The organism is Hyalangium gracile (assembly GCF_020103725.1).
Lineage (GTDB): Bacteria > Myxococcota > Myxococcia > Myxococcales > Myxococcaceae > Hyalangium > Hyalangium gracile.
The window spans coordinates 359246-382389 of sequence record NZ_JAHXBG010000001.1 but is presented as its reverse complement, the minus strand read 5'-3'; the positions used below and the strand labels follow the sequence as shown (position 1 = coordinate 382389).

Genomic DNA, 23144 nt, shown 5'->3' with positions numbered 1-23144 from the left:
GTCCTACTCGAACAGGGGCAGCCCCGCCGCCGCCTTGCCGATGAAGTCGTAGAGCAGGTCCGTGGTCGGCGACATGACGGTGGCCGCCCGAGCGTCCCGGAAGTGCCGCTCCAGCCCCACCTCCTTGCGGAAGGCCGCGCCGCCGCAGATGCGCATGGCCAGCTCCGTCACCTCGGCGACCAGCTCGCCCGCCGCCGCCTTCACCTCCAGCACGCGCAGCTGGGCGTCCTCGCGCCCCTCCTCGAGCGCGTCCAGCGTGTCTCGCAGCAGCCCGCGCACCATGTCCGTCTTCAGGCGCATGCGCGCCAGGTACGCCCGGATGGTGGGCAGGTCCGCCAGCTTCTCGCCCAGGTGCTCCAGGGGCGTCCTCGCCACGTGCGCCGCGGCCTTCTTCGTCGCCGCGTCCATGATGCCCAGGTAGCAGCTGGCGGTGAGCACCTGGAAGTGGGGCAGGACGATGCCCATCATGATGTCGAGCCCGCCCCCATCCGTCCCCAGCATCGCCGAGCGGGGGATGACGACGTTGCGCGCCTCGATGCGGCTGGAGGCGTTGCCGCGCAGGCCCAGGCCGTCGAAGGGCTTGGGGTACGTCAGCCCGGAGGCCTTGCCCGGCACCAGCCAGAGCGTGCTCAGTCCGCTGGCGGCCAGCGGCTTGCTGGACCAGACGTAGCTGTCCACCTGGCCCGCCGAGGTGGCCCAGCTCTTGTCCGCGTCCAGGCGCACCGTGTCGCTCCCGGCCGAGAGCACCGCCGTGCTCAGGGGCGCCCAGAGGTGGCTGCGCGAGCCCATCTCGGAGAACGCCAGCGTCGTCAGGTGCCGCCCCGCGGCGATCTCCTGCCGCAGCGCCCACGGCCCGTGCTGCTCGATGACGGCCGTGGCGCAGAAGTGCATGCACAGCACCATGCCGGTGGAGCCGCAGTTCGCGCTCACCTGCTCCACCACCCACGAGGCCGCCCGCAGCCCCTGCCCCGAGCCGCCCACGCCCTTGGCGCTCATCATCCCGAGCACGCCCTCACGCCCCATCGCCTCCACGGCCGCCCGGGGGAACATGCCGTTCTGATCGACGGCGAAGGCCTGGGGCTCGATGACCTCCGAGATGATGCGAGCCAGTGCGTCGATCATGTTCGGTTTCTCCTGAGAGGGGGGCGCGACTCGGCCGGTGCGCTGGCCGTGGGCAACGACGCCGCCCGGAGAATACCTGCCCGCCCCCACGTGAGCGCACCCGCCAATGCCCAGCGAATGTCAGACCTGGAGGTTACCGTGAGGGAACTTGCAATGCTGTGACGTGTCCCGGTTTCCAACCCCTCCGTACCGGGATGCGGACCGCACTCGAGGCGCCAGTCCGGGCTCGGGTGCGGTTTTTTTTGGGCCCAGAAAGACCCGTGGGCCCGGTGCCCACCTCGGCGCCGCGCCCACGTGCCTTTCCCGTCCTTGTCGAACTGACCGAGGGGGAGACCCTCGGGGCCCTTACGGAAGGAACCGGGTGACCGCTCGTCCCCTCGGGGACGTACCGGCCTTCATCTGGAGCCAGGGGATGGATCATCCCCGCGTGCTTGCACCTTGATCATATCCAGGAAGAGCGTGGCTTTCATCGTTCTTGAGGCCCATCCAGGTGGCAGGAGTGTCCCCGGTGTCGGCGGGACTCCCCCATCGGGATACCCTACAAGGTAGTCACACGCGGCTCGGGCGAGGGGAGCGCCCCGCGCGGGGTGAGGAGCATGGCCGTGGCTCGGCTGGAGCGCCCAGGGCCCGGCTGGCTGGCTGCCCGGGGAGAGCGCTCAGCGGCGGCTGCTGCGGATGTACTCCTCGCGCTCCTTGCGCGTCATGTTCGTGATGTCCACGAGATCCACCTCGAGCGCGCCCTCGTTGTCCGTCAGCCTGGTGTCGGGGAAGGTGCAGCGCAGCGTCTCCAGGCCGGAGAGCTGGTAGCGCTTGCCCGTCTCGAGGAGGCGGTAGGTGGGGCGCGAGGTGGCGCGGTTCGCGTCGTGGTCGATGCACAGGGCGCGGTGGACGCGGCCCTTGGCGTCCCGGCGCAGCTCGGCGAAGGCGTCTCGCACGGTGAAGAGGTAGGTGGACTTCGGGTTGAGCCCGTGCAGCCACACCTGGTGCTCGCGCTTGAGCCAGAGCGCGTGCTTCTGCGCATCGAAGGTGAGGAAGCGCGGGGGCCTGTACTTGGACTCGCTGAACTCGACGCGGACGGTGCCGCGGTTGTCGCTCAGCGGCGTCTCGTCGATGGCGAAGACGTGCATGCGCCGCGCGCCCTTGATGGTGCGCGGGGAGCTGGTGATGACGCCGAAGGAGTCATCCACCGGCATGTCCCCCTCCAGGAAGTAGGCGAGGGAGCTGGAGGTGGGGCCGCGCTCCGTGTACGCCGCGCCTCCCTGGGTGCGCACGGTGTAGGAGGCGCCCGGGCTCAGCTCGATGGTGGCCGTCTCGTATTCGGGGATGGGCACGGCGTTGAAGGCCGTGCGCAGCACCAGCAGGCGCGCCGGGTACATGACTTCGTTGAAGTCGAGCTCCTTCTTCTCTTCCTCCGGAGCGGGCGCCGCGGCGACCGAGGTTCCGCCATCCGTGCCGCCGTCCGCGGCGTCCACCACCGGGGTGGCGACGGGCGGCGTGGGCGGAGGCTCCTCCACCACGGCGCGCTTCAGGTCCGCGTGCATGGGCGGATCATTGTTGCCCGAGGGGGTGAAGCGCTTGGTCCATGCCAGGTGGTCGGGCAGGGTGAGGACGAGCGTGTTGGCCTCGCCGATGGTGAAGCCGTCGACGAACAGCGGCGTCTTGCCGCGCACGTCCTTCCCGTTGAGCTTCACCGTGGCGCCCGAGGGCGTGGAGGTGACCCAGATCGTCGTGCTGGGCGGAGGGGGCTCCTCGGGCTTGGGGCGCAGCACCAGGACGAGGATCAGGACGACGACCACCCCGAAGATGCCCAGGCTGATGTTGCGCACCAGCTTCTGGGTGCGCTCGTTGCGCTCGGCCTCTTCCTTGGCCTTGGCGGCCCTCACGGCGGCCAGGTGGTCGTTGTTCTCCTTGGGGGGGCGCTGGGGGGAGACCCGGGTGGCGGGCTCGGCGACCGCGGTGTGGCCGGCCTCCTCCGCCACGGGCCCGGTCGGCTCGTTGCCCTCGTCGATCGGAGCGTCCACCGGCATGGCCAGCGAGGGCAGGCCGTGGGGAGGCGTGGACTCCTCCTTGAGGAAGCGCGGCGGGGCTTCCGGGAGGTTGGGGCGCTCGCCGGTGAGCTGCCGGCGCGAGCCCGTCGTGGGCATGCCCGGGTTGGTGACGCGCCTGGGGCCTCCCGCGCCGCTCGAGGACACCCGGCGGATGCCGGTGGTGTTGACCCGGGGCCCGCCCGCGCTCTGCGGACGCGCGCCCCCTTCACTCGGGGCCTTGCCGCCCCCCGAGGACAGCGCGCCGCGGCTGCCCGTCGAGCGCCCCGGAGAGGAGGGCCGGCTGCTGCTGCCCGCGCTGCGCGCTCCGCCGCCCGAGGGCGTCCGGGTGCGGCCAGGCGAGGAGGCGGGGCCAGCGCTCTGCCACGCGGAGAGCTGATCGGCGAAGGTGGGCGGCAGCTCCACCTTGCGGCCCTCGGCGCTCAGCTCCTCGGCGAACAGGTGCGCCACGAGCTGCGAGAGCAGGGACGGGGTGAAGCGCGGGTTGTCCCGGTACAGCAGCTCCACCAGCGCCTCGCTGAGCGCCTTGGCGGTCTGGAAGCGGTCCTCGCGCCGCAGCGCCAGGGCCCGGGTGATGATGTCCTCCAGCTCCGGGCTGACGGCGGGGTTCACCTCGGACGGAGGCGTGTAGTCCCCGGCGAGGATGCGCGGCAGCACGGCGACGAACTCGCCCTCATAGGGGCGCTTGCCGCACACCGCCTCGTAGAGCACCACGCCCGCGGCGTACACGTCCGTGCGCGAGTCCAGGTCCTGCCGGCCCTGGGCCTGCTCCGGGGAGAAGTAGGGGTACTTGCCCTTCACCACGCCCGGAGACGTCTTCTGCTCCACGACGCTGGTGGCCTTGGCGATGCCGAAGTCGATGACCTTGACCTCGCCCTCATAGGAGATGAGGACGTTGTCCGGGGACACGTCCCGGTGGACCAGGCCCAGCGGCTGTCCGTCCTCGCCCACGTGGCGGTGGGCGTAGTCCAGCCCGTCGCACAGCTTGCTGACGATGTGCAGCGCCAGGGGGATGGGGAACAAGCCCATGCCCTCCTTGGCGGCGCGGCGCAGCACCTTGGACAGGGGCTGTCCGTGGACGAGCTCCAGGGCGATGAAGTACTGGCCATTCACCTCGCCGAAGTCGAAGACCTGGGCGATGTTGCCGTGGCTCAGGCCCGCGGCCACCCGCGCCTCGCTGACGAACATCTCCACGAAGTCCGGGTCGTCGGCGAAGTGGGGGAGGATCTGCTTGATGACGCACGGCTTCGTCACGCCCGCCGCGCCCGTCAGTCGCGCGCGGTAGGTGACGGCCATGCCGCCCGCGGCGAGCTTGGACAGCAGGACGTACTTGCCAAAAACCTGAGGCTGGGGGCCGTTTTCCGCCAAGGTGCAGGAAGGGGGTAGGGACTTCGCAGCATACCCTATTCCCGTGCGGAAACCGGAAGTTGGACGGACGATAAGAAAGAACCGCGGGCGGACCCCGGTTACCTTCCCTGGGGAGCAAGGAACCAGGCGGGAGTCATGGAAACCGGGGCCCCTCGGGGGCTGGGGTTGACCATGACCCCGGTTTGCTTCCTCATAGGGGTGTTCAAGGGTTCGTGCGGTGCGCGGCTCGTCCTGGGGGCCCTCCGGGCGAGTGGAGCCGGACGCATCTGGAGTGGAGGACATGGCCGGTGTCCTCCTGGAGAGGACTCGAGGCGAGGCAATGTCACACCCGCTGATGTCCCTGTTGCGTGGGGTGGGGTTCACCTGCGTCCTGGCGCTGTGGCCCGGGATGGCGGTCGCGGAAGGGGACTCACCCTCCGCGGCCCTGGAGGAGGGCGCGGCCGTCGCGGCCTCCGATGCGCCGCTTCAGGCCCCGGCCCTGGCGCCTTCCGCTGGCGCCATCGAGGGGCCGCTGGTGGGGCTGCCTCCGCTGGCCTCGCCCGCGTCCGTGTCGCTGCAGCCGCGGCCGAACTTCCATGTGCTGCCGGTGGTGGCGTCGATCGTGCCGGGGCTGCTCTTCCACGGGCTCGGTCCGCTGGCGGCGGGGGACACGCGCACGGCGGGACGGCTCTTCGCCCTGGAGGGCACGGGGCTGGGGCTGCTCGCGGTGGGGGGCGTGCCCATCGCCCTGACGGGGGCCTCGCGGCGCGTCATCGGCCCGCTGTATGCGCTGTCGCTGGCGGGGGCGAGCCTGTTCTCGATCTCGGCCATGGCGAACATCTACTCGGTGGTGTCGCCGGCCTTCACGCCGGGGGTGGCCGCGCCGAGCCTGCCGCCGCTGGAGCTGGACTTCGGCTACCAGTACGTGGGGGACCCGAACTTCGACTACAGCCACCTGCTGGCGCTGGGAGCCACGGCGCGGCTGTCCTCGGCGCGGCTGGAGGCCACGGCGCGGCTGTCTCCCGACGAGGGCAACACGCGGGTGCGGCTGGGCGGAGCGTACCGGCTGCTGGGCGAGCCCGAGCAGGCGCGAGGCGGCGCGGACGGCACGGCGGTGGATTTCGAGGCGGGGCTTGTCTATCAGCGCTTCCCCACCGAGGGCATGGCGCTGTGGGGCCCCGAGCTGGGCCTGCGCGGCCGCTACGCCATGGCGCGGCTGAGCCCGCGGCTGGAGGGCTCGTTCGCGGAGGCGAGCGTGGGCCTGGCCTTCCAGGGCTACAGCTTCTTCGGCCCGGCGGCGGATGACGCGCTCCACGAGCAGCTCCTGTTCACCTTCGGCTATGGCGTGTACCTGGGGCGCGCGGGGCCGCTGCGTGGCGAGGCGATGCTCTATTACGACCACCGCAAGGACGACTACGCCGGCGGCGTGAAGAGCGGAGCGGGGGTGCCGGGGTATGTCGGGCTGCGCGGGCGCGTGCTGCTCACCGAGCGCTGGGGCGTGTCCGCGGACATGCAGGTGGGCGCCGCGTACGTGGCCAGGCTGTCGGCGGTGTACACGATCGGAGGTGAGCCGTGAGGTACCTGGGGCTGCTGCTGGCGGTGCTGCCGCTGGCCGGGTGTGTGCGGCCGGCCGAGGGACGCGCGCTGAAGGACCTGGAGATCGGCAAGGCCGAGAGCGCCGGCCTCGCGGTGGTGGTGGAGGACGGGCTGGGGGCGGTGCGGAGCGTGGAGTCCGGCGCGCTGACGCTGTGGGGCAATGCGCCCGTCTTGCGCGTGCGAGCCACCCCCGCGGCCGCCGCGCCCGAGTGGTGGACGGTGGTGGTGCGCAACGCCATGCCGGACGCGCGGCTGACGGCGGAGGCGGGAGGCGAGCTGCTGGAGGTGGAGGCGGGCCCGACGCCGGTGCCGACGACGAGGACGTGGCGCGTGCGCCTGCGGCCGGGCAGCGAGGCGCGGCTGCTGGTGGCGCCTCCGGGCTGGGACGCGCCCGAGCCGTTCCGCTTCGTGGCGCTGGCGGACGTGCAGGAGGCGCTGCCGCGCGTGGGAGACATCTACGCGCGCATCAACCAGGACCCGTCGCTGCGCTTCATCTTCTTCTCGGGAGACCTGACGGAGCGGGGCAGCCGCGAGGAGCTCCAGGAGTTCCAGGAGCGGCTGGAGGCGACATCGCGCATCCCGCTGTACGCCACGCTGGGCAACCACGAGACGTTCACGCTGGACCTGCCGTACTACGAGTTCGTGGGGCGCGGCAGCCAGCACTTCACCTTCCAGGGGGTGCACTTCACGCAGCTGGACACGGGCAACGGCACGGTGGATCCGCTGGTGGAGCAGTGGCTGGACGGGTGGCTGGACGAGGGCCAGGACGCGGTGCACGTGGTGGGCATGCACATCGCGCCGTTGGATCCGGTGGGGCTGCGCAACGGCTCGTTCTCCAGCCGCAACGAGGCGGCGGCGCTGGTGGGCAAGATGGCGCGCAAGAAGGTGGACCTGACCCTCTACGGCCACGTGCACTCGTATTACGCGTACTCGAATGCGGGCATCCCCGCCTACATCTCCGGAGGAGGTGGGGCCATCCCCGAGCGCTTCGACGGGCTGGGGCGGCACTACCTCACGGTGGACGTGCACCCCGCCGAGGGCGTGAGGGACGTGGCGGTGGTGCGCGTGGACTGAGGCGAGGAGGCCGGGCGAGGTAGAGTGGGGGGCGTGAGTCGGGGTGTCTGGGGAGGCATGCACGGATGGACTCAGCGCTGAACCTCCAGGCCCGGCTGAAGCGGTGTCGCCCGGCGCACCAGCTGATGGGGCTGTTCTTCCAGGGGACGCTGGAGCACCTGGAGCGCCTCATCGGCGGCGAGGTGACGAATGAGCTGCGCTCCCACGTGAAGTCCACGGAGAAGCCGCTGCTGCCGGTCCTCTTCTATCCGGCGTCCGACTACCTGCGGCTGCTGCAACTGGGGGCGCAGGCGCTGGTGGAGCGGGGACGGACGTTCCCGGCGGCGCTGGAGGAGCTGGGCTACGGCACGGCGGAGGCGCTGTTCGCCTCGTCCATGGGGAAGATGCTCGTGGCCGCCGCGGAGAAGGACGTGCACGCGGGGCTGGCGGAGGTGCCGGCCGTCACGAAGATGATCTCCATCTTCGGCAGGCGCGAGTACCAGCGTGTGGCCGACGACCGGGGCCGGCTCACCTTCCAAGGGGAGCTCCCGGGCCCATCCTGGGCCACCGGGCTGCTGAGGGCGGAGCTCGAGCGCATCGCCGGACGCGCCGGCACGGTGGAGCTGGCGCCGGAGGCGTTCGTGCCCTACCTGGACTTCACGCTGGAGCTCCACTGGTGAACACGCCGCTGGCGAACGGGGGCGGCGCGAGCGCCAGGGCCGATTTTTCGGCCTGGGGAAGGAGCCTCTTGAAACGGGACTGAACATCTGTGCAGATAGAGGGAACCCTACCTCGGAGGTCTGCCATGTTCGATCCATCTGGAAACGATCCCATCTCTCCTGCCTTGCAGGACTTGCTGAAGCTGTTCGGCCAGGAGCTGGCCCAGGTGAAGTTCCCGGACCTGGACCGCAAGGTGCTGGAGGAGGCGGCCGAGCGGGTGAAGGAGAAGGCGGAGGCGGTGGCGAAGGCGCAGGCGGTGCTGGAGGCGGCGCGCCAGTCGCTCTTCGAGAGCCAGGAGGCGCTGCTGCAGAAGGGCCAGCGGGCGCTGGCCTACGCGCGCATCTTCGCCGAGGAGGACGCGGAGCTGAGCGCGAAGCTGGACGGCATCAACCTGCCGCGTCCGGTGCGCAAGGCGCCGCGGGCGGACGGAGCCATGGCGCTGGAGGCTCCGGCGGTGCAGGGAGAGGAGAGCGCGCCGCGTCGTCGTGGCCGTCCGCCGAAGGCTCGGACGAGCGCGCCGCTGTTCGCGGAAGGGGCGTCGCCCGAGGCGATCGCCGCCGTGGAGGCCGAGTCGGCCAACGGCACGTTGCACACGGCCTGAGCGCCCGCATCCTTATATGCGGGAGGAACACCGCGGCCCGGGGCTCCATGGGAGCTTCCGGGCCGTCGTGTCCTCGGCGTGCGAGCCGGCATCGGATCCCGGACAGTCGTTGCTCCGTGCCGCGTTGCCACGGAAAAGGTTCATACACACCGTCTGGACTCCAGGCGCGCCCCCCTGGGCAGACAGGAGCCAGATCATGAAGACGCCCTCATCCACGGATTCGTTGGATGGTTCGCGGTGGTCCGTTCCCTCTCCGGAGGTGAACTCCGTCTTCCATTGGCAGTACGACGGAGGGCGCAGCCGGCTGCTCTCGCTCTATGAGAAGGGCAAGACGAAGCAGTGGGACGCGAACACGCGTCTGGACTGGTCGTTGCAGGTGGATCCGGAGAACCCGCTGGGCTTCCCGGACTTCTACGTGGTGCTGCACGGCTCCCAGATATGGGAGCGGATGAACGCGAAGGAGCGCGGCGAGGTGCGCCTGCACCTGGACGCCTGGCGCTTCTCCCAGTTCCTGCACGGCGAGCAGGGAGCGCTGGTGTGCGCCTCGCGCATCGTCCAGACGGTGCCGGACCTGGACGCGAAGTTCTACGCGGCCACGCAGGTGTTCGACGAGGCGCGTCACGTGGAGGTGTTCTCGCGCTACTGCCGCCAGAAGCTGGGGCTGATGTACCCCATCAACCCGGACTTGAGGACGCTGCTGGGGCAGGCGCTCGGGGATGCGCGGTGGGATTTGACGTACCTGGCGATGCAGGTGCTGATGGAGGGGCTGGCGCTGGCGGCCTTCGGGCTGATCCGGGACTTCGCCACCGAGCCGCTGGGCCGCTCGCTGACGGCGTACGTGATGCAGGACGAGGCGCGGCACGTGGCCTTCGGGCGGCTGGCGCTCAAGGAGCTGTACCCGCGGCTGACGGAGAAGGAGCGGGACGAGCGCGAGGAGTTCGCCGTGGAGGCGTGCTACCTGATGAGGGATCGCTTCCAGGGGCAGGAGGTGTTCGAGAGGCTGGGGCTGGACGTGGAGGCGTGCACGGCGCACATGCGCTCGTCGGAGCTGATGCGCGAGTACCAGAAGATGTTGTTCTCGCGCATCGTGCCCACGCTGAAGGACATCGGGCTGTGGGGGCAGCGCCTGCGAGGGGCGTTCGCGGACATGGGCGTGCTGGAGTTCGGTGGGCTCGACACCGAGGAGCAGGGCCGAGCGGACGAGGACGTGGCGGCGGAGCTGGAGCGGCTGCGCGGGGCGAGGGACGCCTACGTGGCGAGCGTCAGTGACGAGCCGCCTCGGGAAGCGGCGCACTGAAGCCGCGCGGGAGGGGGAGCGAGGCGCCGGGAGCGAGGGCCTGGCGTGACTGCCAGGCCGTCCACAGCATCAGCGCGGTGAAGACGAGCGCATGGGGGCGCCAGAGGAGCACCTGGCGCGCCGCCTCGGCGCCGAGCAGCACGTCCGAGGTGAGCACGGCGGTGAGGCCCGCGAGCACGACGAGCGCGAGCCCTCCGCGAGACTTGTGCTCGGCGGCGACTCGAAGCAGGGGCCACGCCATGACGAAGTTCGCGCGCCACGCGAGAGGCGAGAGCAGCGTCACGCCGAGGCAGCACAGCGCGAGCAGGTCCACCGGTCCGGCTCGGCTCCAGGCCACCACCGCGATGAAGAGGATGAGCGCGAGCGCCTGAGCCCCGGTGAGCGCCGAGCCGGAGGGCACGGTGTCCGGGGGGCTGATGAGGGACAGCAGCAGCGTGGGAAGGCCCTGGGGGTTGTGCCCGAGCGCCCACGGCGGGGTGGTCCGCGCGAGCGTTTCCAGCCACGCCTGTCCCTGGGAGAGCAACCCTTCGAGCCCGTAGCGCGCGGCGGAAGGCAGGGCGAGCATGAGCCCCACACCGGCGCTGGCACCGAGCACCCGCCAGTGCCCGCGCGCCAGCAGGAAGAGGGCGAGCAGCGCCGCGGGAGGCTTGAGCAGGACGGCCACGGCGAAGGCGGCGGCAGGGCCCCAGAGGTGTCCGCGCTCGGCACCGAGGGCGGTGAGGGCCAGCAGGAGCAGCATCACGCCATCCACCTGGGCGTAGAAGAACTCGAGGTGGAAGGCGGGCAGCAGCGCCAGCGTGGCGAGCGCGGGGGCCCAGGGCCAGGCAGCGCGCTCCGCGGCACCGGGCCGAGCGCGAGAGACGAGTCGGGCCAGGGCGCCCACCGCCGCCACCGAGCCCAGGTTCCACAGCGCCGCCGCGACGCGAGCGGGCAGCAGCGTGAAGGGGAGGAACAGCGGAGCCGTCAGCGGCGCATACTTGAAGGGCATGAAGCCATCGCTGACGGGATAGAGGTCGGCGCCGGCGAGGAAGCGCTCGGCGGCGAGCAGGTACACGCGGAAGTCCAACCCTCGCCGAGGGTGCTGTCCCAGCACCACCGCCAGCACGGCGAGCCCCAGCAGCAGCACGCGGAAGGCCCACTCCGGCGCGGCGGAGGAAGGACGAGGCTCGGAGAGAGGCCCGTCGGAGGTGGCCATGGGGGGAGCATGCTCCAGGAGGCGGGGAGAGTTAAGTCCGCCCTGGTTCGTCGGGCCGTTGACTCGGATGAGGTTCGGGTCTCTCCGCGCTGACGCTCGCCTGATCGGGCGCGCTCCGCTCCCTCGCTGAAGTCGAGACGAACGGGCCTGCCGCCTCCGGCGCGCGGGTGCTGGCACGGAGCTCTGTCGAGCTGACTCGGCCCACGTGTGTCCCGCGAGCTCCGAAGCCGGAGCCGTCGGGGCCTCGCGCGGCCTGACGGGAACCGTTCGTCCTCATGTTTTCTTCCATGCATCGCCGTAGCCGCGCATCCCGCCGGAGCGAGGAGTCTTCCCTGCTGTCTTCCGAAGTCGAGTCCATCCCCGCGCGCCACCTGCGCATCCAGTCCACCCTGTTCCAGGAGGTGTCGCGCCTCTTCCGTGGAGAGCTGTCGGACCCATTGCTCGAGGGCGTCTCGGTGACGTCGCTCGAGCTGACGCCGGACGGGCGCAACGCCCGCATAGGCTTCACCCTCCCGCCGGAGCTCGCTCCACACGGGCTCCCGGGGAGTAGGCGCCGCCATCGCCGCGCACCACCTGCGAGTCGCCCAGGCTTCCGAAGAGGGCACCCTGCCCGGCCTGCGCACGGACACGCCCGAGGGAGCCGCCTGCCTCGCCGACACGGAGCTGGCGTGCCGCTTCGCCCGTACCAACCGGGACACGCTCACCGCGCGCGCGGTGGAGGTGCTCGCCGAGGCGCTCGGGCAGTGGCCGGACCTGGACTCGCGGGTGGACGTGCATCACAACCACGTCGCCGCCGAGCCCCACTTCGGCCGCGCGCTGCTCGTCCATCGCAAGGGCGCCGTGGGGCTGGCCGCCGGACAGCGAGGCCTCATCCCAGGGAGCATGGGGACGGCCTCCTATCTCGTCGCCGGCAGGGGACACCCCCGGGCCTTCTGCTCGTGCTCGCACGGGGCGGGCCGCGTCATGAGCCGCAAGGAGGCCCGGGCCCACATCCGCCCGGCGGCGCTGGAGCACGCCATGCGCCGGGTGGTGTTCGACGCGGGGCGCGGCCTCGCTCGTCGAGGAGGCCCCCGCCGCCTACCGGGACATCGCCGAGGTGCTGGAGGATGAGGAGGAGCTCGTCACGCCGCTGCTCCGCCTCACCCCCATCGCCGTGCTCAAGGGCTGAGCCGGGGAGGGAGCGCCGGGCGGGCAGGGGGCCGATCCGAGCCCTGCCCGCCCCGGGAGGGGGGCCAGGTGTGCTCCAATGAACGCACTGTGTGGGCTCAGGGTCAGTTCCCACACGACGGTTCGTCAGCAATGCTTGCGAGATAAGTTCCCGCCATGACGTGGATGGCCTACAATCCCGTCTCGGACAACGCGAACTTGCTGGGGCGTCGTCTAATGGCAGGACGTCAGACTTTGAATCTGATTATCAAGGTTCGAATCCTTGCGCCCCAGCCACCTCGCTCTCGGGCGGTGTGCCTCCGACGCCTGTGAAGCGAAATGGGGGGTGTACCGATGCCGCAGAAGGTCCTCCTCCTGGTGTCGGTGGGCAATCCGCCACCGACCCTCGTGAAGGAGCTCGAGGAGCCGCTGGCCACCCACATGGGCATCACGCCCGTGGTGGCCAAGGTGGCCTTGCAGCGTCCCGACTACGCCTTCAACAAGGACCGCTCCCAGTACCACTGCAACGCCATCATGCGGCGGCTGGTGACGCTGTTGGAGCCCGGCCAGTCCATGGTGATGGGCATCACGGACGTGGACCTGTTCGTGCCGGACTCGCCCTTCGTCTTCGGTGAGGCGGACCGCGAGTCCCACAGCGCGGTGGTGAGCACGGCCCGGCTGCGCGCCGGAGGCGACGCGGATCAGCTCCGCCGCCGCGTCCAGGTGGAGGGCGTGCACCAGGCCGGGCACCTCCTGGGGCTGTCCTACTGCGAGGACCCTCGCTGCGTGATGTTCTTCGCCCAGACGCCGGTGGACTGCGACCGTAAGCAGCTCGGGCTGTGCAACGTGTGCCGCAACGAGCTGGCGAAGCTCAACAGGTAGGTGTCGCTCCTCCTCCGGGAATGAATGCGGTGCTCGCGTTGACGTCTCGAAGGTGTGCCCCCAGAGTGTGGGCGCCTACGTCAAGAGCAGAGCAGGGGAGCCTATGAAGCGCATGAGTCGGATGGTCGGCGCGCTGGTGCTGGCCGCAAGCCTCGCGGCCTGTGAACCCATCGACATCGATGATGGTGGTGGCGGCGGCGGCGGTGGCAACGTGCTGTTCACCAAGGGGTTTGTCTTCGTCCGCGGCGAGAACATCTACGTGGCCGACGACGACGGGGACCCCAACAACCCCAAGCGGCTCACGACGACCGGCGGAGCCTCCCAGCCGGCGGTGTCGCCCAACGGACGCAGCATCGTCTTCGTGCACCAGGCGGGCACGGGCACCGAGCTGCAGACGGTACCCACGGATGGCAGCGCCGCGCCCTCCACGCTGTTCTCCTCTGGAGCGGCGGGGTGCACGAACTGCGGCAACTTCCGCTACCCCACCTTCAACCCGGCCGGCAACGTCATCGTCTTCGCGCTCACCCGCGGCGGGAGCAACTTCGCGCTGGGCCGGGTGAATGCCGACGGCAGCGGCTTCCAGGTGCTCACCAACGAGCCGGGCACCTCCTTCGGCGCGCCCTCGTTCTTCCCGGACGGGCAGAGCGTGCTGGCGCCCGCGGGCAGCAGCAGCACCCAGCTCACCCAGCTCGCGCGGGTGCCGCTTACTGGAGGAGCGGTCACCTCCGTCGCCAACAACCTGGGCAACGAGGTGCTGTGGGTGGTGAACCGGGCCGTGGTGTCCCCGGACGGGCGGCAGGTGGCGCTGGATGGGCGTCTGTCCTCGGGCGGCTCGCGCATCTTCGTGGGCTCGCTGAGCCCCTACAGCCCGCCCACGCGCGTGACGGAGCACCCCGGCGAGTCGGGTGCGCAGGACACCTTCCCGTCCTGGATGGGCACCGGCCAGGTGGGCTTCCTCTCCAACGCGGGCGGCGCCACGAACATCTACCGCGTCAGCATCCCCGCGACGACGGTGGGCCCTGGCACGCTGCTGGTCCCCAGCGCGGGTGACCCTGCCTATGGAGGCACCTAGCCTCGCTCCGCTGGCCTTGACGCGGTGAGCAGGCGAGCAGGGCCGCTGGCGCTCCTCCCGAGAAGGCGCCATGCTCGGAGTCCTGGAGGTAGCCGATGTCCCTCTTCGATGCCGTCATGGCCGGTGATGTGGCCCGTGTGGAGGAACTGCTCGCCGCGGGCGAGGACCCCAACCCCCTGGGTGAGCGCGGTCGCACGCCGCTCATGGTCGCCGCCGAGCGGGGGCACGAGGAGGTGGTCCGCGTGCTGCTGGACGGCGGCGCCGAGCCCATGCTCACCGACGACGCGGGCGAGACGGCGCTGCTCATGGCCGCCGCCCATGGCCACCCGGCGGTGTGCAAGCTGCTCATGCCTCACGCGAGCGAGGACGAGCGGGACATGGCGAAGACGCTGCTGAGGACCTCCGGCGGGAGCATCCTGGATGTGCCGCCCGGCCCGCCGGATGATCGCTCCCCGCCGAGCGAGCGCAGCCGGAAGCTCGCCTCGGCCGGCGCGTACGTGGCCAGCAAGCTGGGCGATGACGGGCCGACGAAGCGGCTGGCGCGGCTGCTGCGCTCGGAGAAGGGGCGCAAGTAGGCGGGCTCCCAGGCCTGGGCGATATGCGCGCCCAGGCCGCGCGTTCTCCTCTTGCTGGGGGCAGGCGGGCTCCATCGTCACGGAGCTGGCAGGCAGGCCCCTGAACCGGAGTCTCCGGAGGAGCCGCGATGAATCCCCGTGTCGTTCGTTGGTGTCTGTCCCTGGGCTTGCTGATGGCGTTGACCGGCTGTGCCTCGGCGCGTCATCGCGAGGCGCTGTACGAGCATGCCCACCAGCACATGTACAAGCAGCCCATCGAGCAGGTCTGGCCCGAGGTGGTGAGGCTCGTGGCGGCGCAGGGCTACGGGCACCGCAAGGGAGATCAGGAGTTCGTCCTCATCACCGAGTGGCGCAACGACACCATGGCCTCGCGCGTGGTCAGCTCCGCCTCCCGGCTCTATGTCGAGGGCTACCGCCTGCAGGGCGGCTTCAGCACCGTGCGCATCTTCCGGCAGACCATCTTCACCGGCAACAAGGGGCCGATGACGGCGCATGACAACTCGTTCACCGACAGCCTGACGGTGGCCGCGGAGGGCGACATCCTGGCGGGCGCCGAGGACCCCATCAAGATGAACCAGTTCCTGAACACCTCGGCGGACCACACGCCCCTCACCCGCTCGCCGGCGCAGCTGACGCGCAGCTTCAGCCGCGACGGGGAGCTGGAGTGGAAGCTGCTCCAGATGGTGGACGCCCAGGCGGCCTCCACCATCGAGGCCCGCGTCACCGAGGAGGAGCAGAAGTAGCTCGGGCCTCCGGAGCGCCGAAGGGCCCGAGGCCTCCTTACTCGGGCTTGGCGCTCACCGTCGTGCCGGGCGTCACCGTGGCCGGGCCGGACTTCGTCTCCAGCGCGTCGGCCACCAGCTCGGTGATGTCCTTCACCTTGATGTTCTCCTCGCGGCCCGTGTCGTTCACCGCGTCGCGCAGCATCGTCGAGCAGAACGGGCAGGCCACCGCCACCACGCCCGAGCCGCCCTTCTCCTTGTAGTCGCCCACCTGGCCCGGCTTCTTCTTGTCCGCTGCGTCCGGGTAGGGCGTGCTCGGCTGGGCCGCGTGCTGGAGCGTCAGCGCCGCCTCGTTGATGCGGTTGTGGTTGATGCGCGTGCCGATGTGCTCCTCCATCCACATCCGCCCGCCACCCGCGCCGCAGCAGAAGCCCTCGCGCTTGCTGCGCTGCATCTCGACGACTTCCAGCCCCGGGATGGCCTTGAGCACCTCGCGCGGCGCGTCGTACACCCCGTTGTGCCGGCCCAGGTAGCAGGGGTCGTGGTACGTCAGCTTCGAGTTCATCACCGCGGACAGCTTGATGCGCTTGTCCTTGAGCAGCTCGTTGATGAGCTCCGTGTGGCTGATGACGCGGTACTCGCCGCCGAACTCCGGGTACTCGTTCTTGATGGTGTTGAAGCAGTGCGGGCACTGGGTAATCACCGCCTTCACCCCCAGCCCGTTCCACGCCTCCACGTTCATCTTCGCCATCGTCTGGTACAGGTACTCGTTGCCCATGCGGCGCGCCGTCTCGCCGTTGCACATCTCCTGCTTGGACAGCGTGGCGAAGCTCACGCCCGCCTCGCGCATGATCTTCACCAGCGCCCGGCTCACCTTCTTCTGCTTGTCGTCGTAGCTGCCCGCGCAGCCCACGAAGAACAGGTACTCGTACGGGCCGCCGCCATCACCCCACGTGGGCAGGTGCAGGTCCTCGGCCCACTCGTCACGCCGGTCCTGCCCGATGCCCCACGGGTTGCCCTGACGCTCGATGCCCTCGAAGACGCGCTGGATCTCCTGCGGGAACTCCGCCTTCACCTGCACCTGGTAGCGGCGCATGTCGATGAGGCGCGGGATGTTCTCGATGAACACCGGGCAGGCCTGCTCGCACCAGCCGCAGCTGGTGCACGCCCACACCGTCTCGGCCTTGAGCGCCGTGCCGATGATTTCAGGCAGCGGCTCCTTCACGCCGCTGGGGCCGTAGCCCTCCTCCACCCACTGCTGGTTGTTCCAGAGCCAGTGCTTCAGGTCCTGGTTCACGCCCTTGTGCGTCAGCGGCTTGCCGGTGATGTACGTGGGGCAGTGCGTCTGGCAGCGGCCGCACTCGGTGCACGAGTACAGGTCCATGCCCTGCTTCCACGTCAGGTCCTTCACCGTCGCGGTGCCGAACTCCTCCTTCTCGAGGTTCGGCGTGCCCAGCTTGCCGCTGGCGCGGGTGCGCTGGAAGAAGACGTTGGGCAGGCCGGTGATGATGTGGAAGTGCTTGCCGTGGGGCAGGAAGTTCAGGAACACCAGGATGATGGTCAGGTGCAGCCAGAAGCCGGCCAGCCCCACCACGTGCGCGCCCGTGGTGCCCAGCGCCATCATCCCCAGGCCCACCAGGCTGGTGGTCGGTTCCCACCACACGAAGCTGCCGTTCTGCTCCACCATGTGGCTGCCGCCGAAGGCGAACTCCGTCACCATCAGCCCGCCGATGAAGCCCAGGATGAGGTAGGCCTCCCACGAGGGCGTCATGCGGTCCGGCTTCACCTTGGCGCGCAGGAAGGCGAAGTACAGCACGCCCAGCACCGCCAGCGTGGCCACCACGTCCTTCACCAGCAGGTAGCCCCGGTAGATGTGGAGCACCGCCGGGTTGTTCAGCCAGAACGGGTGCCCCAGGTCCGTGAGCACCTCCAGCGCCGTCTCGCTGAAGCCCATCGCGAACAGCGAGATGCTGCGCAGCTGCAGCACCAGGAACGCCGCGAAGATGAAGACGTGCATCAGGCCCGGAGTGAACTCCTCCGGATCCACCATGCGCTGCTGCCCGAGGCCGAAGCGCAGCAGCTGCTTCACGCGGAAGGGGATGTTGTCCAGCCGGTGCTCCCCTTTCATCGCGAGCAGGGCGCCGACGCGGCCTGCCATGGTCATGACGAAGAAGGAGATTGCGACAGCGATGAGCAGGCCTGTGATGATGGGGCTCATGGGGGCTCGGGGCGCTCGGAAGCCGGGGAGACGGGTGGCTCATTGCCGCGATGCGGCAAGGACTGGCTCCAAACCTAACAAGGTTGACTCGCGAATCAAGCACGGAGGTGGCTGCCGCGACCGAGCCCGACACCGCGTGCGTGCCTGCCCCCGGGGCAACCGTCGGCTACCCGGCACAGGAGGGTAGGGGGCTCGTGGTAAGCAGCCGGGGTCATGCGCTCCCTGGTCTCCTTCCTGGTGCTCGTTCTGCTGGCGGGCTGTGGCTCGATGAAGGGGTGTGGCGGCTCGGCCTCCGCTCCCGCTGCTACCCCGGCCTCCGCCACGTCTCCCTCGGCCTCCGGCTCGAAGGACTCCGCCGCGTCGCTCGAGGCGGACTTCGCCAGCAAGTACCTCGTCATCGTCCACTCCTCTCCCATGCCCGGCGAGGGGAAGGACGTCATCGAGAAGCTGGGGGCGGCCGGGCTCGGCTCGGGGGTGAAGCGGCTGTCGAGCACTCCGTTCGCCTCCCTGAAGCCCTGTCTGGAGGTGGTGGTGGCCGGGGCCTTCGCCGAGAAGGAGGCGGCCATCGCCCTGGCCGGGCGCCTGAAGCAGGCGGGCGTGAAGCACTACCTGAAGAACGCGGGAGCGCTCGCCCAGGACCGGGCGCGGCGCGAGGCCGACTGCCAGCGCCAGCTTCAGGCTCAGGCGGCGGTGGCGGCTCGGGCTGGCTCGCCTGGGGAGCCTCGCCTCATGGACCTGCGCGGGCCCCAGAGCTTCGTGCTCCTGAGCAGCGAGCCGAAGGACACGCCGGGCGCCACGCTGCGCCAGGTGGGCGAGGACCGCGGCTTCTGGATGGCGACACTCCGCGAGGACCCCAACGGGGCCTTCCAGAAGGGCGCCACTGTCGACGTGTATGACAGGCAGGGGCTGCTCAAGTCCGGGTGCCGCGTGAAGGGCTTTGCCTCCCTCAACCGGGGCATCCCGCACTTCGGCTACTTCCAGGACGCGGAGCCCCCGAAGGAGCCGGGGTGCGGCGGCGCGTGGCCCGTGGCCGAGCTGGACTGTTCGCTCGTGGAGACTCGGGCGATGCAGTCGGACGCCATCGCCTTCGTCCTGCCCGGAGGAGCTCCGGCGCCCCGGTACTTCGCCCGCTCGGATTCGCTGCCCGAGCCGCTGAGGGCTTCCCAGGAGGCGGCGCTTCGGGCCCTGCCGGCCTTCGCGAAGACGCGCGCGGAGGGGGAGTCCCACGCCCGTGAGCAGGGCCTGCCGCTGCAGGAGTCCGTGGAGTTCCGCGTGTTCTCCGCGGCTGGGCGCCAGGTGGTGGTGGGGCTCGCGCACTTCTACACGGGCGAGGGCAACGACGTGTGTGGAGGACCGGACTTCACGGCCACGGTGTCGCGCGTGGCGGTGGTGGTAGAGGGCGGCCAGGAGTCCCTCGTCGCTGGAGAAGTCAAAGGCGAGAGCGTCCAGGCAGTCATCGACCTCGAGGGCGACGGGCGCGTGGAGCTGCTCACGCTGGACTCGGGCGACAGCCAGGGCCGGACGGCCATCGTGCGCGAGGACGGCTCTCCGCTGGCGGCCAGCTACCTGGCCAACTGCGACTGCGGCTGCTGATCCCGCGCGGGTTCGACCCGCCCTGAAGGGCCATCAAGCATCCGGCAGCGGACGAGAGCGACCGGGCGGCCGTGCGCTGCCCGACGTGCCTGGAGGCCGGATAGCTCAACCGGTTTACATGGCCGGGGTACATGCCCACCTTGGCGGTAAATCGGTCAACGCGCTGTGGAGGTACCGCATGGGGCGGGCCTCCGTCGACCGAACAGGGGGGCGCCCGCCGGGGGGCGAGCGGTCTACCGCCGTCTACCCGATCCATGAATGCGGAGCGTCCGGAGGTGCACCATGAGGCACGACGACACGACGTACGTGGACGACGACAGCATGGGCTTTGTCGTCCTGGGGGATGACGGGGAGAGCGAGGGTGTGCTTCCCGTGACCGTCACGGCTGGCGGCCGGCAGTGGACGTACAGCGAAGAATCGTGGGGCGGCTGGGATCCAGAATAGTGTCGAGTGCCCCCGCGGCCGTGCTCGCGCGGGGGCCCCCGAAGTCGAGTCGTCGAAAGAAGCGTCGTACCCGGGTCGTAGCTCCAGGAGAGCTCCCCGTCCTTCCCTCAGACAGAGACGCGTTCCGGCGTCCACGCCCGGTGGTGCGAAAGCCGCGCGCAAGGCAGGCTCGTGGCGTGAATCAGGAGAGTCGTCGATGAAGGTGCTCTGGTGCTGGCGCTGCCAGATGGATGTCCCGATGCTCGATGAGGACGAGTTCCAGGCGATGTGGCGCCTGTATTCGGAGCGTGCGCCCGGGGCGAACGGGCTCCGACAAGAGGAGAACTCGCCTCTTCGGGAACGGTTCCTCCCCATGCTCGAGGAGTACAAGCGGCTCACGGGCATGGCCGAGACGAACCCCAATGCGGTGGTGCACCATCGGCTGTCCCTCTACGGACCGCCGTGCGCCGCTTGCGGCAAGCCGCTGCGCACCCCTCAGGCTCGGCACTGTGCCGCTTGTGGCGCTCCAACCTGAGGCGAGGTTCATATTCCTCGCGTTTTCCCTGTCTCGGGTCGGCCGGGCTCTTCCGCGCGGTACCGCAACCCCCTGGAATTCTTGAAGCGCATCAGGCAGTGAGACGCGGTGGGTGGACCTGCCGTCTTGTCTAGGAACACGGCAGAATAGCCCTCATCCGGCGAGGGGAACTGAATGAAGCTGATGGCCTGGGCGGTGGAGCGCGACAACGAGCAGGGGAGGGAAGTCTCCCTGCTCGTCACCCTGGAGGCCGATGCGGATGCCCCGCGCGCTCCCGTCGCCATCAATCTCCTCATCGATCGCAGCGCCTCCATGCGCGGCGCGCCCCTCGTCGCCGCCGTCGAGGCCGCTCAGGCCCTCGTCGCCCAGGCCGGTCCTCGCGACTACATCGGCCTGCTCGCCTTCGATGGCATGCCCGAGCAGATCCTCCCCGTGCGCGCCATGGAGCCCGATGCCAAGGCCGAGCTCGCCGAGCGCCTCTCCGCCCTCGAGACCGGCTCCGGCACCGCGCTTCATGAAGCCGTGGACCTCGGCGCCGCCTCGCTGCGTCGCGTGCTCATCCCCGGCGCCCGCCCCAAGCTGTTGCTGCTCACCGATGGCGAGCCCTCCGTCGGCCTGGCCTCCGTCCTGGACTTCCGCCAGCTCGGCTCCAAGGTCGCCGAGTCCGGGCTGACGCTCCATGCGCTCGGCCTCGGTCGGCACTACATGCCGGACATCCTCGAGGCCCTCACCAGCCCCTCCGGCACCGGCTTCTCCCACGCCGATGACGCCGAGGCCCTGCCCACCACCGTGGCCGGCATCGTCACCGAGCTGTTCGGCGAGGTGGCCTCCGAGGCCCGCATTCACGTGCTGCCCTCCGGCTTCAACGAGCTGCGCTGCCGCCACCGCTACCCCGCTCGCGTCGAGGGCGACGCCATGAGCGTGCTGCTCGGCGCCATCTCCCAGGCCTGTCTGCGCCGCGCCCTCTTCACCGGGCGCCTGGCCTCCGCCGACTGGAACCTCACCGTCTCCGCCTCCTTCCTCGAGCGCGGCGACACGCGCCGTCCCACCGTGCCCGTCACGCGCGTGCTCCCCGACAGCCCCCAGGGCAAGCTGGTGCGCGCGGTCACCGTGGAGCTGGATCTCGTCGCCGCCGAAGGCGCCGCCTGGAAGGCCCTCTCCCGCCGCGATGTCGAGGCCGCCGGCCGCTCGCTCAACGAGGCCGAGGCCGCGCTGCACGAGCTGGTCCGCCTGGCCGTGGACGAGGTGCCCGCGCGCCGTCACCTGGAGCGCCTCGCGGACCTGCGCCTGGCCGTGGAGCGCCGCGTGGCCGAGCTGCCCGCCCTCATGCTCCGCCGCGCGAAGGCCGAGGGGGCGCGCACCTCCGTCAGTCAGGTCATCCGCATGCCCGTGAATCCCAAGAAGAAGGTGGAGCACTGACGTCATGGCAGCACCGCTGGCCATCGTGCGCGACGCCCTGCGCGAGTTCGACGCCAGTGGAGCCTTCTCCGAGCCCGCCTTCGACGCGCTCCGCACGCTGCTGGCCGGCACCGCTCCCGGTGAGCTGGTGGACGGCCTGCTCGGCCTCTTCTTCGAGCGCCACATCCTCCACGGCACGCGCCGCCGGGAGCTGCTCGCCATGGAGGACGAGGCGCTGACGCGAGCCCTGCGCCATCGCTTCCGCCAGGTGGTCGCGGACGAGCGGGACGACCACGACGTCGCGCATGCGCTCGGGGCGCACGTGCGCGAGGTGCTCGGCCGCGTCGCGAGCGCCGCACCCGAGTCGGTGGCCTGGCCCGCGCTCCTCACCCAGGGCGAGCGCTTCAGTCGCGCCCTCGTCGAGGAGGCCCTTCGCGCTTACGCCGCGGAGCTGGGACGCTGGCCCCAGCCCGCGGAGGCCCTGCGCGAGCTGATGCGCCGCTACGCGCTGGACGCTCCCACGCCGACACATGAGGACACCGGGCTGCATGATCCGCCCGAGGCGCTGCGGCGTCGCATGGACGCGCAGCAGCTGGCGCGCCAGCTCCTCGAGGTGCTCAGGCCGCAGGAGCGCCACCTGCTGCGCCACCTGCTGATGGAGGAGGGCACGGTGGAGGACTGGGCGCGCGAGCAGGGCCTGGCCCGCGCCACCGCGTACCGGGTGCTCGCCCGGCTGAAGACCGTCTGCCGCTCCGAGCTGAAGGGACGCTCGAACAGCACGCAGCTCAAGGCGCTGGAAGCCCTGTTCGCCGGGCGCGGCGGGTAGCCTGGAGACGACCCTCGGAAAGCGCGAGGTTCCAGCACTTCCAGTCAGCCTGCCGGCCAGGGCCGCAAAGGCCGTAGTAGCTTGGCCCGGTCCAGCAGGTCGTGGACGCGGGCGGCAAGCGCTACGTGCTCCGGGTTGGAGACAGTGAATCGCTCGGGAGTGAGGATGACGAGGGAGCCCTTGTCTTCCACGGGCTCGACACGCACGGGAGCAGGCAGGGCTGGCACCGTGCCGCGCAGCCGCGAGAAGTACATCACCCAGCCGACGAATGTGCCGGGATCAGCGTCCGCTGTGACGCTGTCGCGGTGCTCGCGAGAGGTAGCCACTCCCCACTCCGGATCCCATGCCAGGGCCATGGCGCGCGACACCGCTGTCATGACGGGAGCCGTCAGCACCCGATCCCCAATGGGCCCCTCATCATAGGGCCGGAGCACGCAGCGAGACGGGAGCTGAAGAGAGGACGAACCACACGCTCCGTCGACCAGGGACGTTTCCTCCAGGCTGTCACCCGTCCACAAGTGAAACGAGAAGTCGTCATCGAAGTGGTTCTCCTCGCGCGCGAACAGCTTCCGAAAGCTCGTCGCATCCGTGCCGAACTGGAGTTTGCGCGCCGCCTCGAAGGAGTTTGCTTTCTCATACCAGCGGGCCCATGCCGGGTCGCAGCGGCCCAGGAGGTGGAAGAAATGCTCCGCGCGTCGGGCGCAAGCCTCGACGGATTCCGCGCGGGCGAGCCAATAGGAGGCAGCGTAGTAGGTATCTGTCATGGAATGGCGACTCC

The 23144-nt window shown here is 70.4% G+C and carries 21 protein-coding genes and 1 tRNA gene; 17 read left to right on the top strand and 5 right to left on the bottom strand.

Features of this window, described 5'->3' with window-relative positions; all coding sequences use genetic code 11:
• Window positions 1-3 precede the first annotated feature (3 nt).
• Both KY572_RS01650 and KY572_RS01645 read right to left on the bottom strand, forming a co-directional pair.
• Window positions 4-1122, bottom strand: a complete 1119-nt coding sequence (locus KY572_RS01650) for an acyl-CoA dehydrogenase family protein (RefSeq protein ID WP_224240355.1) — start codon at window positions 1120-1122, stop codon at window positions 4-6.
• Between the two features lie 656 nt (window positions 1123-1778).
• Window positions 1779-4535, bottom strand: a complete 2757-nt coding sequence (locus KY572_RS01645) for a serine/threonine-protein kinase (RefSeq protein WP_224240354.1) — start codon at window positions 4533-4535, stop codon at window positions 1779-1781.
• A 319-nt stretch (window positions 4536-4854) separates the two neighbouring features.
• Here KY572_RS01645 and KY572_RS01640 point away from each other — a divergent pair, with 319 nt between their 5' ends.
• From KY572_RS01640 to KY572_RS01620, 5 genes are all read left to right on the top strand, one after another.
• Window positions 4855-6090 (top strand): hypothetical protein, encoded by a 1236-nt coding sequence (locus KY572_RS01640; RefSeq protein WP_224240353.1) that lies wholly within the window; start codon window positions 4855-4857, stop codon window positions 6088-6090.
• Window positions 6087-7184: a metallophosphoesterase family protein gene (locus tag KY572_RS01635; RefSeq protein WP_224240352.1), complete on the top strand. Its 1098-nt coding sequence runs from the start codon at window positions 6087-6089 to the stop codon at window positions 7182-7184. The genes KY572_RS01640 and KY572_RS01635 overlap by 4 nt, the downstream gene beginning before the upstream one ends.
• Window positions 7185-7249: 65 nt before the next feature.
• On the top strand, window positions 7250-7843 hold the full coding sequence (locus KY572_RS01630) for a TIGR02265 family protein (protein WP_224240351.1): 594 nt from the start codon (window positions 7250-7252) through the stop codon (window positions 7841-7843).
• 125 nt (window positions 7844-7968) lie between these two features.
• Complete coding sequence (locus KY572_RS01625) at window positions 7969-8484, top strand: hypothetical protein (RefSeq protein WP_224240350.1); 516 nt, start codon at window positions 7969-7971, stop codon at window positions 8482-8484.
• Window positions 8485-8680: 196 nt separating this feature from the next.
• Window positions 8681-9781, top strand: a complete 1101-nt coding sequence (locus KY572_RS01620) for a ferritin-like domain-containing protein (protein WP_224240349.1) — start codon at window positions 8681-8683, stop codon at window positions 9779-9781.
• Here KY572_RS01620 and KY572_RS01615 read toward each other — a convergent pair.
• Window positions 9747-10976 (bottom strand): glycosyltransferase 87 family protein, encoded by a 1230-nt coding sequence (locus KY572_RS01615; protein WP_224240348.1) that lies wholly within the window; start codon window positions 10974-10976, stop codon window positions 9747-9749. The two genes, KY572_RS01620 and KY572_RS01615, sit on opposite strands and share 35 nt — an antisense overlap.
• A 558-nt stretch (window positions 10977-11534) precedes the next feature.
• Between KY572_RS01615 and KY572_RS01610 the strand changes: the two genes are divergently transcribed.
• The 7 genes from KY572_RS01610 (at window position 11535) to KY572_RS01585 (ending at window position 15394) form a co-directional block, all read left to right on the top strand.
• A complete protein-coding gene (locus tag KY572_RS01610; protein WP_317987803.1) occupies window positions 11535-12086 on the top strand; it encodes an RtcB family protein in 552 nt (183 codons plus the stop codon).
• On the top strand, window positions 12064-12144 hold the full coding sequence (locus KY572_RS48035) for a hypothetical protein (protein ID WP_407659880.1): 81 nt from the start codon (window positions 12064-12066) through the stop codon (window positions 12142-12144). Before KY572_RS01610 ends, KY572_RS48035 begins: the two co-directional genes overlap by 23 nt.
• A gap of 201 nt (window positions 12145-12345) precedes the next feature.
• A tRNA-Gln gene (locus KY572_RS01605) sits at window positions 12346-12419 on the top strand.
• A gap of 57 nt (window positions 12420-12476) precedes the next feature.
• Complete coding sequence (locus KY572_RS01600) at window positions 12477-13004, top strand: non-proteolytic archaemetzincin-like protein (RefSeq protein ID WP_224240347.1); 528 nt, start codon at window positions 12477-12479, stop codon at window positions 13002-13004.
• A 112-nt stretch (window positions 13005-13116) separates the two neighbouring features.
• Window positions 13117-14076 carry a TolB family protein gene (locus tag KY572_RS01595; RefSeq protein ID WP_224240346.1) on the top strand — a complete coding sequence of 320 codons (960 nt, stop codon included), beginning with the start codon at window positions 13117-13119 and terminating at the stop codon, window positions 14074-14076.
• Between the two features lie 95 nt (window positions 14077-14171).
• Entirely contained in the window at window positions 14172-14651 is a 480-nt protein-coding gene (locus KY572_RS01590; RefSeq protein ID WP_224240345.1) for an ankyrin repeat domain-containing protein, read from the top strand.
• Between the two features lie 128 nt (window positions 14652-14779).
• Window positions 14780-15394, top strand: a complete 615-nt coding sequence (locus KY572_RS01585; protein WP_224240344.1) for a hypothetical protein — start codon at window positions 14780-14782, stop codon at window positions 15392-15394.
• 37 nt (window positions 15395-15431) lie between these two features.
• Here the strand turns inward: KY572_RS01585 and KY572_RS01580 are convergent, their stop codons facing one another.
• Complete coding sequence (locus KY572_RS01580; protein ID WP_224240343.1) at window positions 15432-17591, bottom strand: (Fe-S)-binding protein; 2160 nt, start codon at window positions 17589-17591, stop codon at window positions 15432-15434.
• Between the two features lie 213 nt (window positions 17592-17804).
• On the opposite strand from KY572_RS01580, the gene KY572_RS01575 reads away from it, so the two are divergent.
• From KY572_RS01575 to KY572_RS01555, 5 genes are all read left to right on the top strand, one after another.
• Window positions 17805-19184 carry a hypothetical protein gene (locus KY572_RS01575; RefSeq protein WP_224240342.1) on the top strand — a complete coding sequence of 460 codons (1380 nt, stop codon included), beginning with the start codon at window positions 17805-17807 and terminating at the stop codon, window positions 19182-19184.
• A gap of 282 nt (window positions 19185-19466) precedes the next feature.
• Window positions 19467-19628 (top strand): hypothetical protein, encoded by a 162-nt coding sequence (locus KY572_RS01570; RefSeq protein WP_224240341.1) that lies wholly within the window; start codon window positions 19467-19469, stop codon window positions 19626-19628.
• A gap of 196 nt (window positions 19629-19824) precedes the next feature.
• Window positions 19825-20142 (top strand): hypothetical protein, encoded by a 318-nt coding sequence (locus tag KY572_RS01565; protein ID WP_224240340.1) that lies wholly within the window; start codon window positions 19825-19827, stop codon window positions 20140-20142.
• 174 nt (window positions 20143-20316) lie between these two features.
• A complete protein-coding gene (locus KY572_RS01560) occupies window positions 20317-21561 on the top strand; it encodes a vWA domain-containing protein (protein ID WP_224240339.1) in 1245 nt (414 codons plus the stop codon).
• A gap of 4 nt (window positions 21562-21565) precedes the next feature.
• The gene (locus tag KY572_RS01555; RefSeq protein WP_224240338.1) at window positions 21566-22366 is read left to right on the top strand and encodes a hypothetical protein; all 801 of its coding nucleotides are present in this window, start codon (window positions 21566-21568) and stop codon (window positions 22364-22366) included.
• 44 nt (window positions 22367-22410) lie between these two features.
• Here KY572_RS01555 and KY572_RS01550 read toward each other — a convergent pair whose 3' ends face one another.
• Entirely contained in the window at window positions 22411-23130 is a 720-nt protein-coding gene (locus tag KY572_RS01550; protein ID WP_224240337.1) for an immunity 52 family protein, read from the bottom strand.
• Window positions 23131-23144 lie beyond the last annotated feature (14 nt).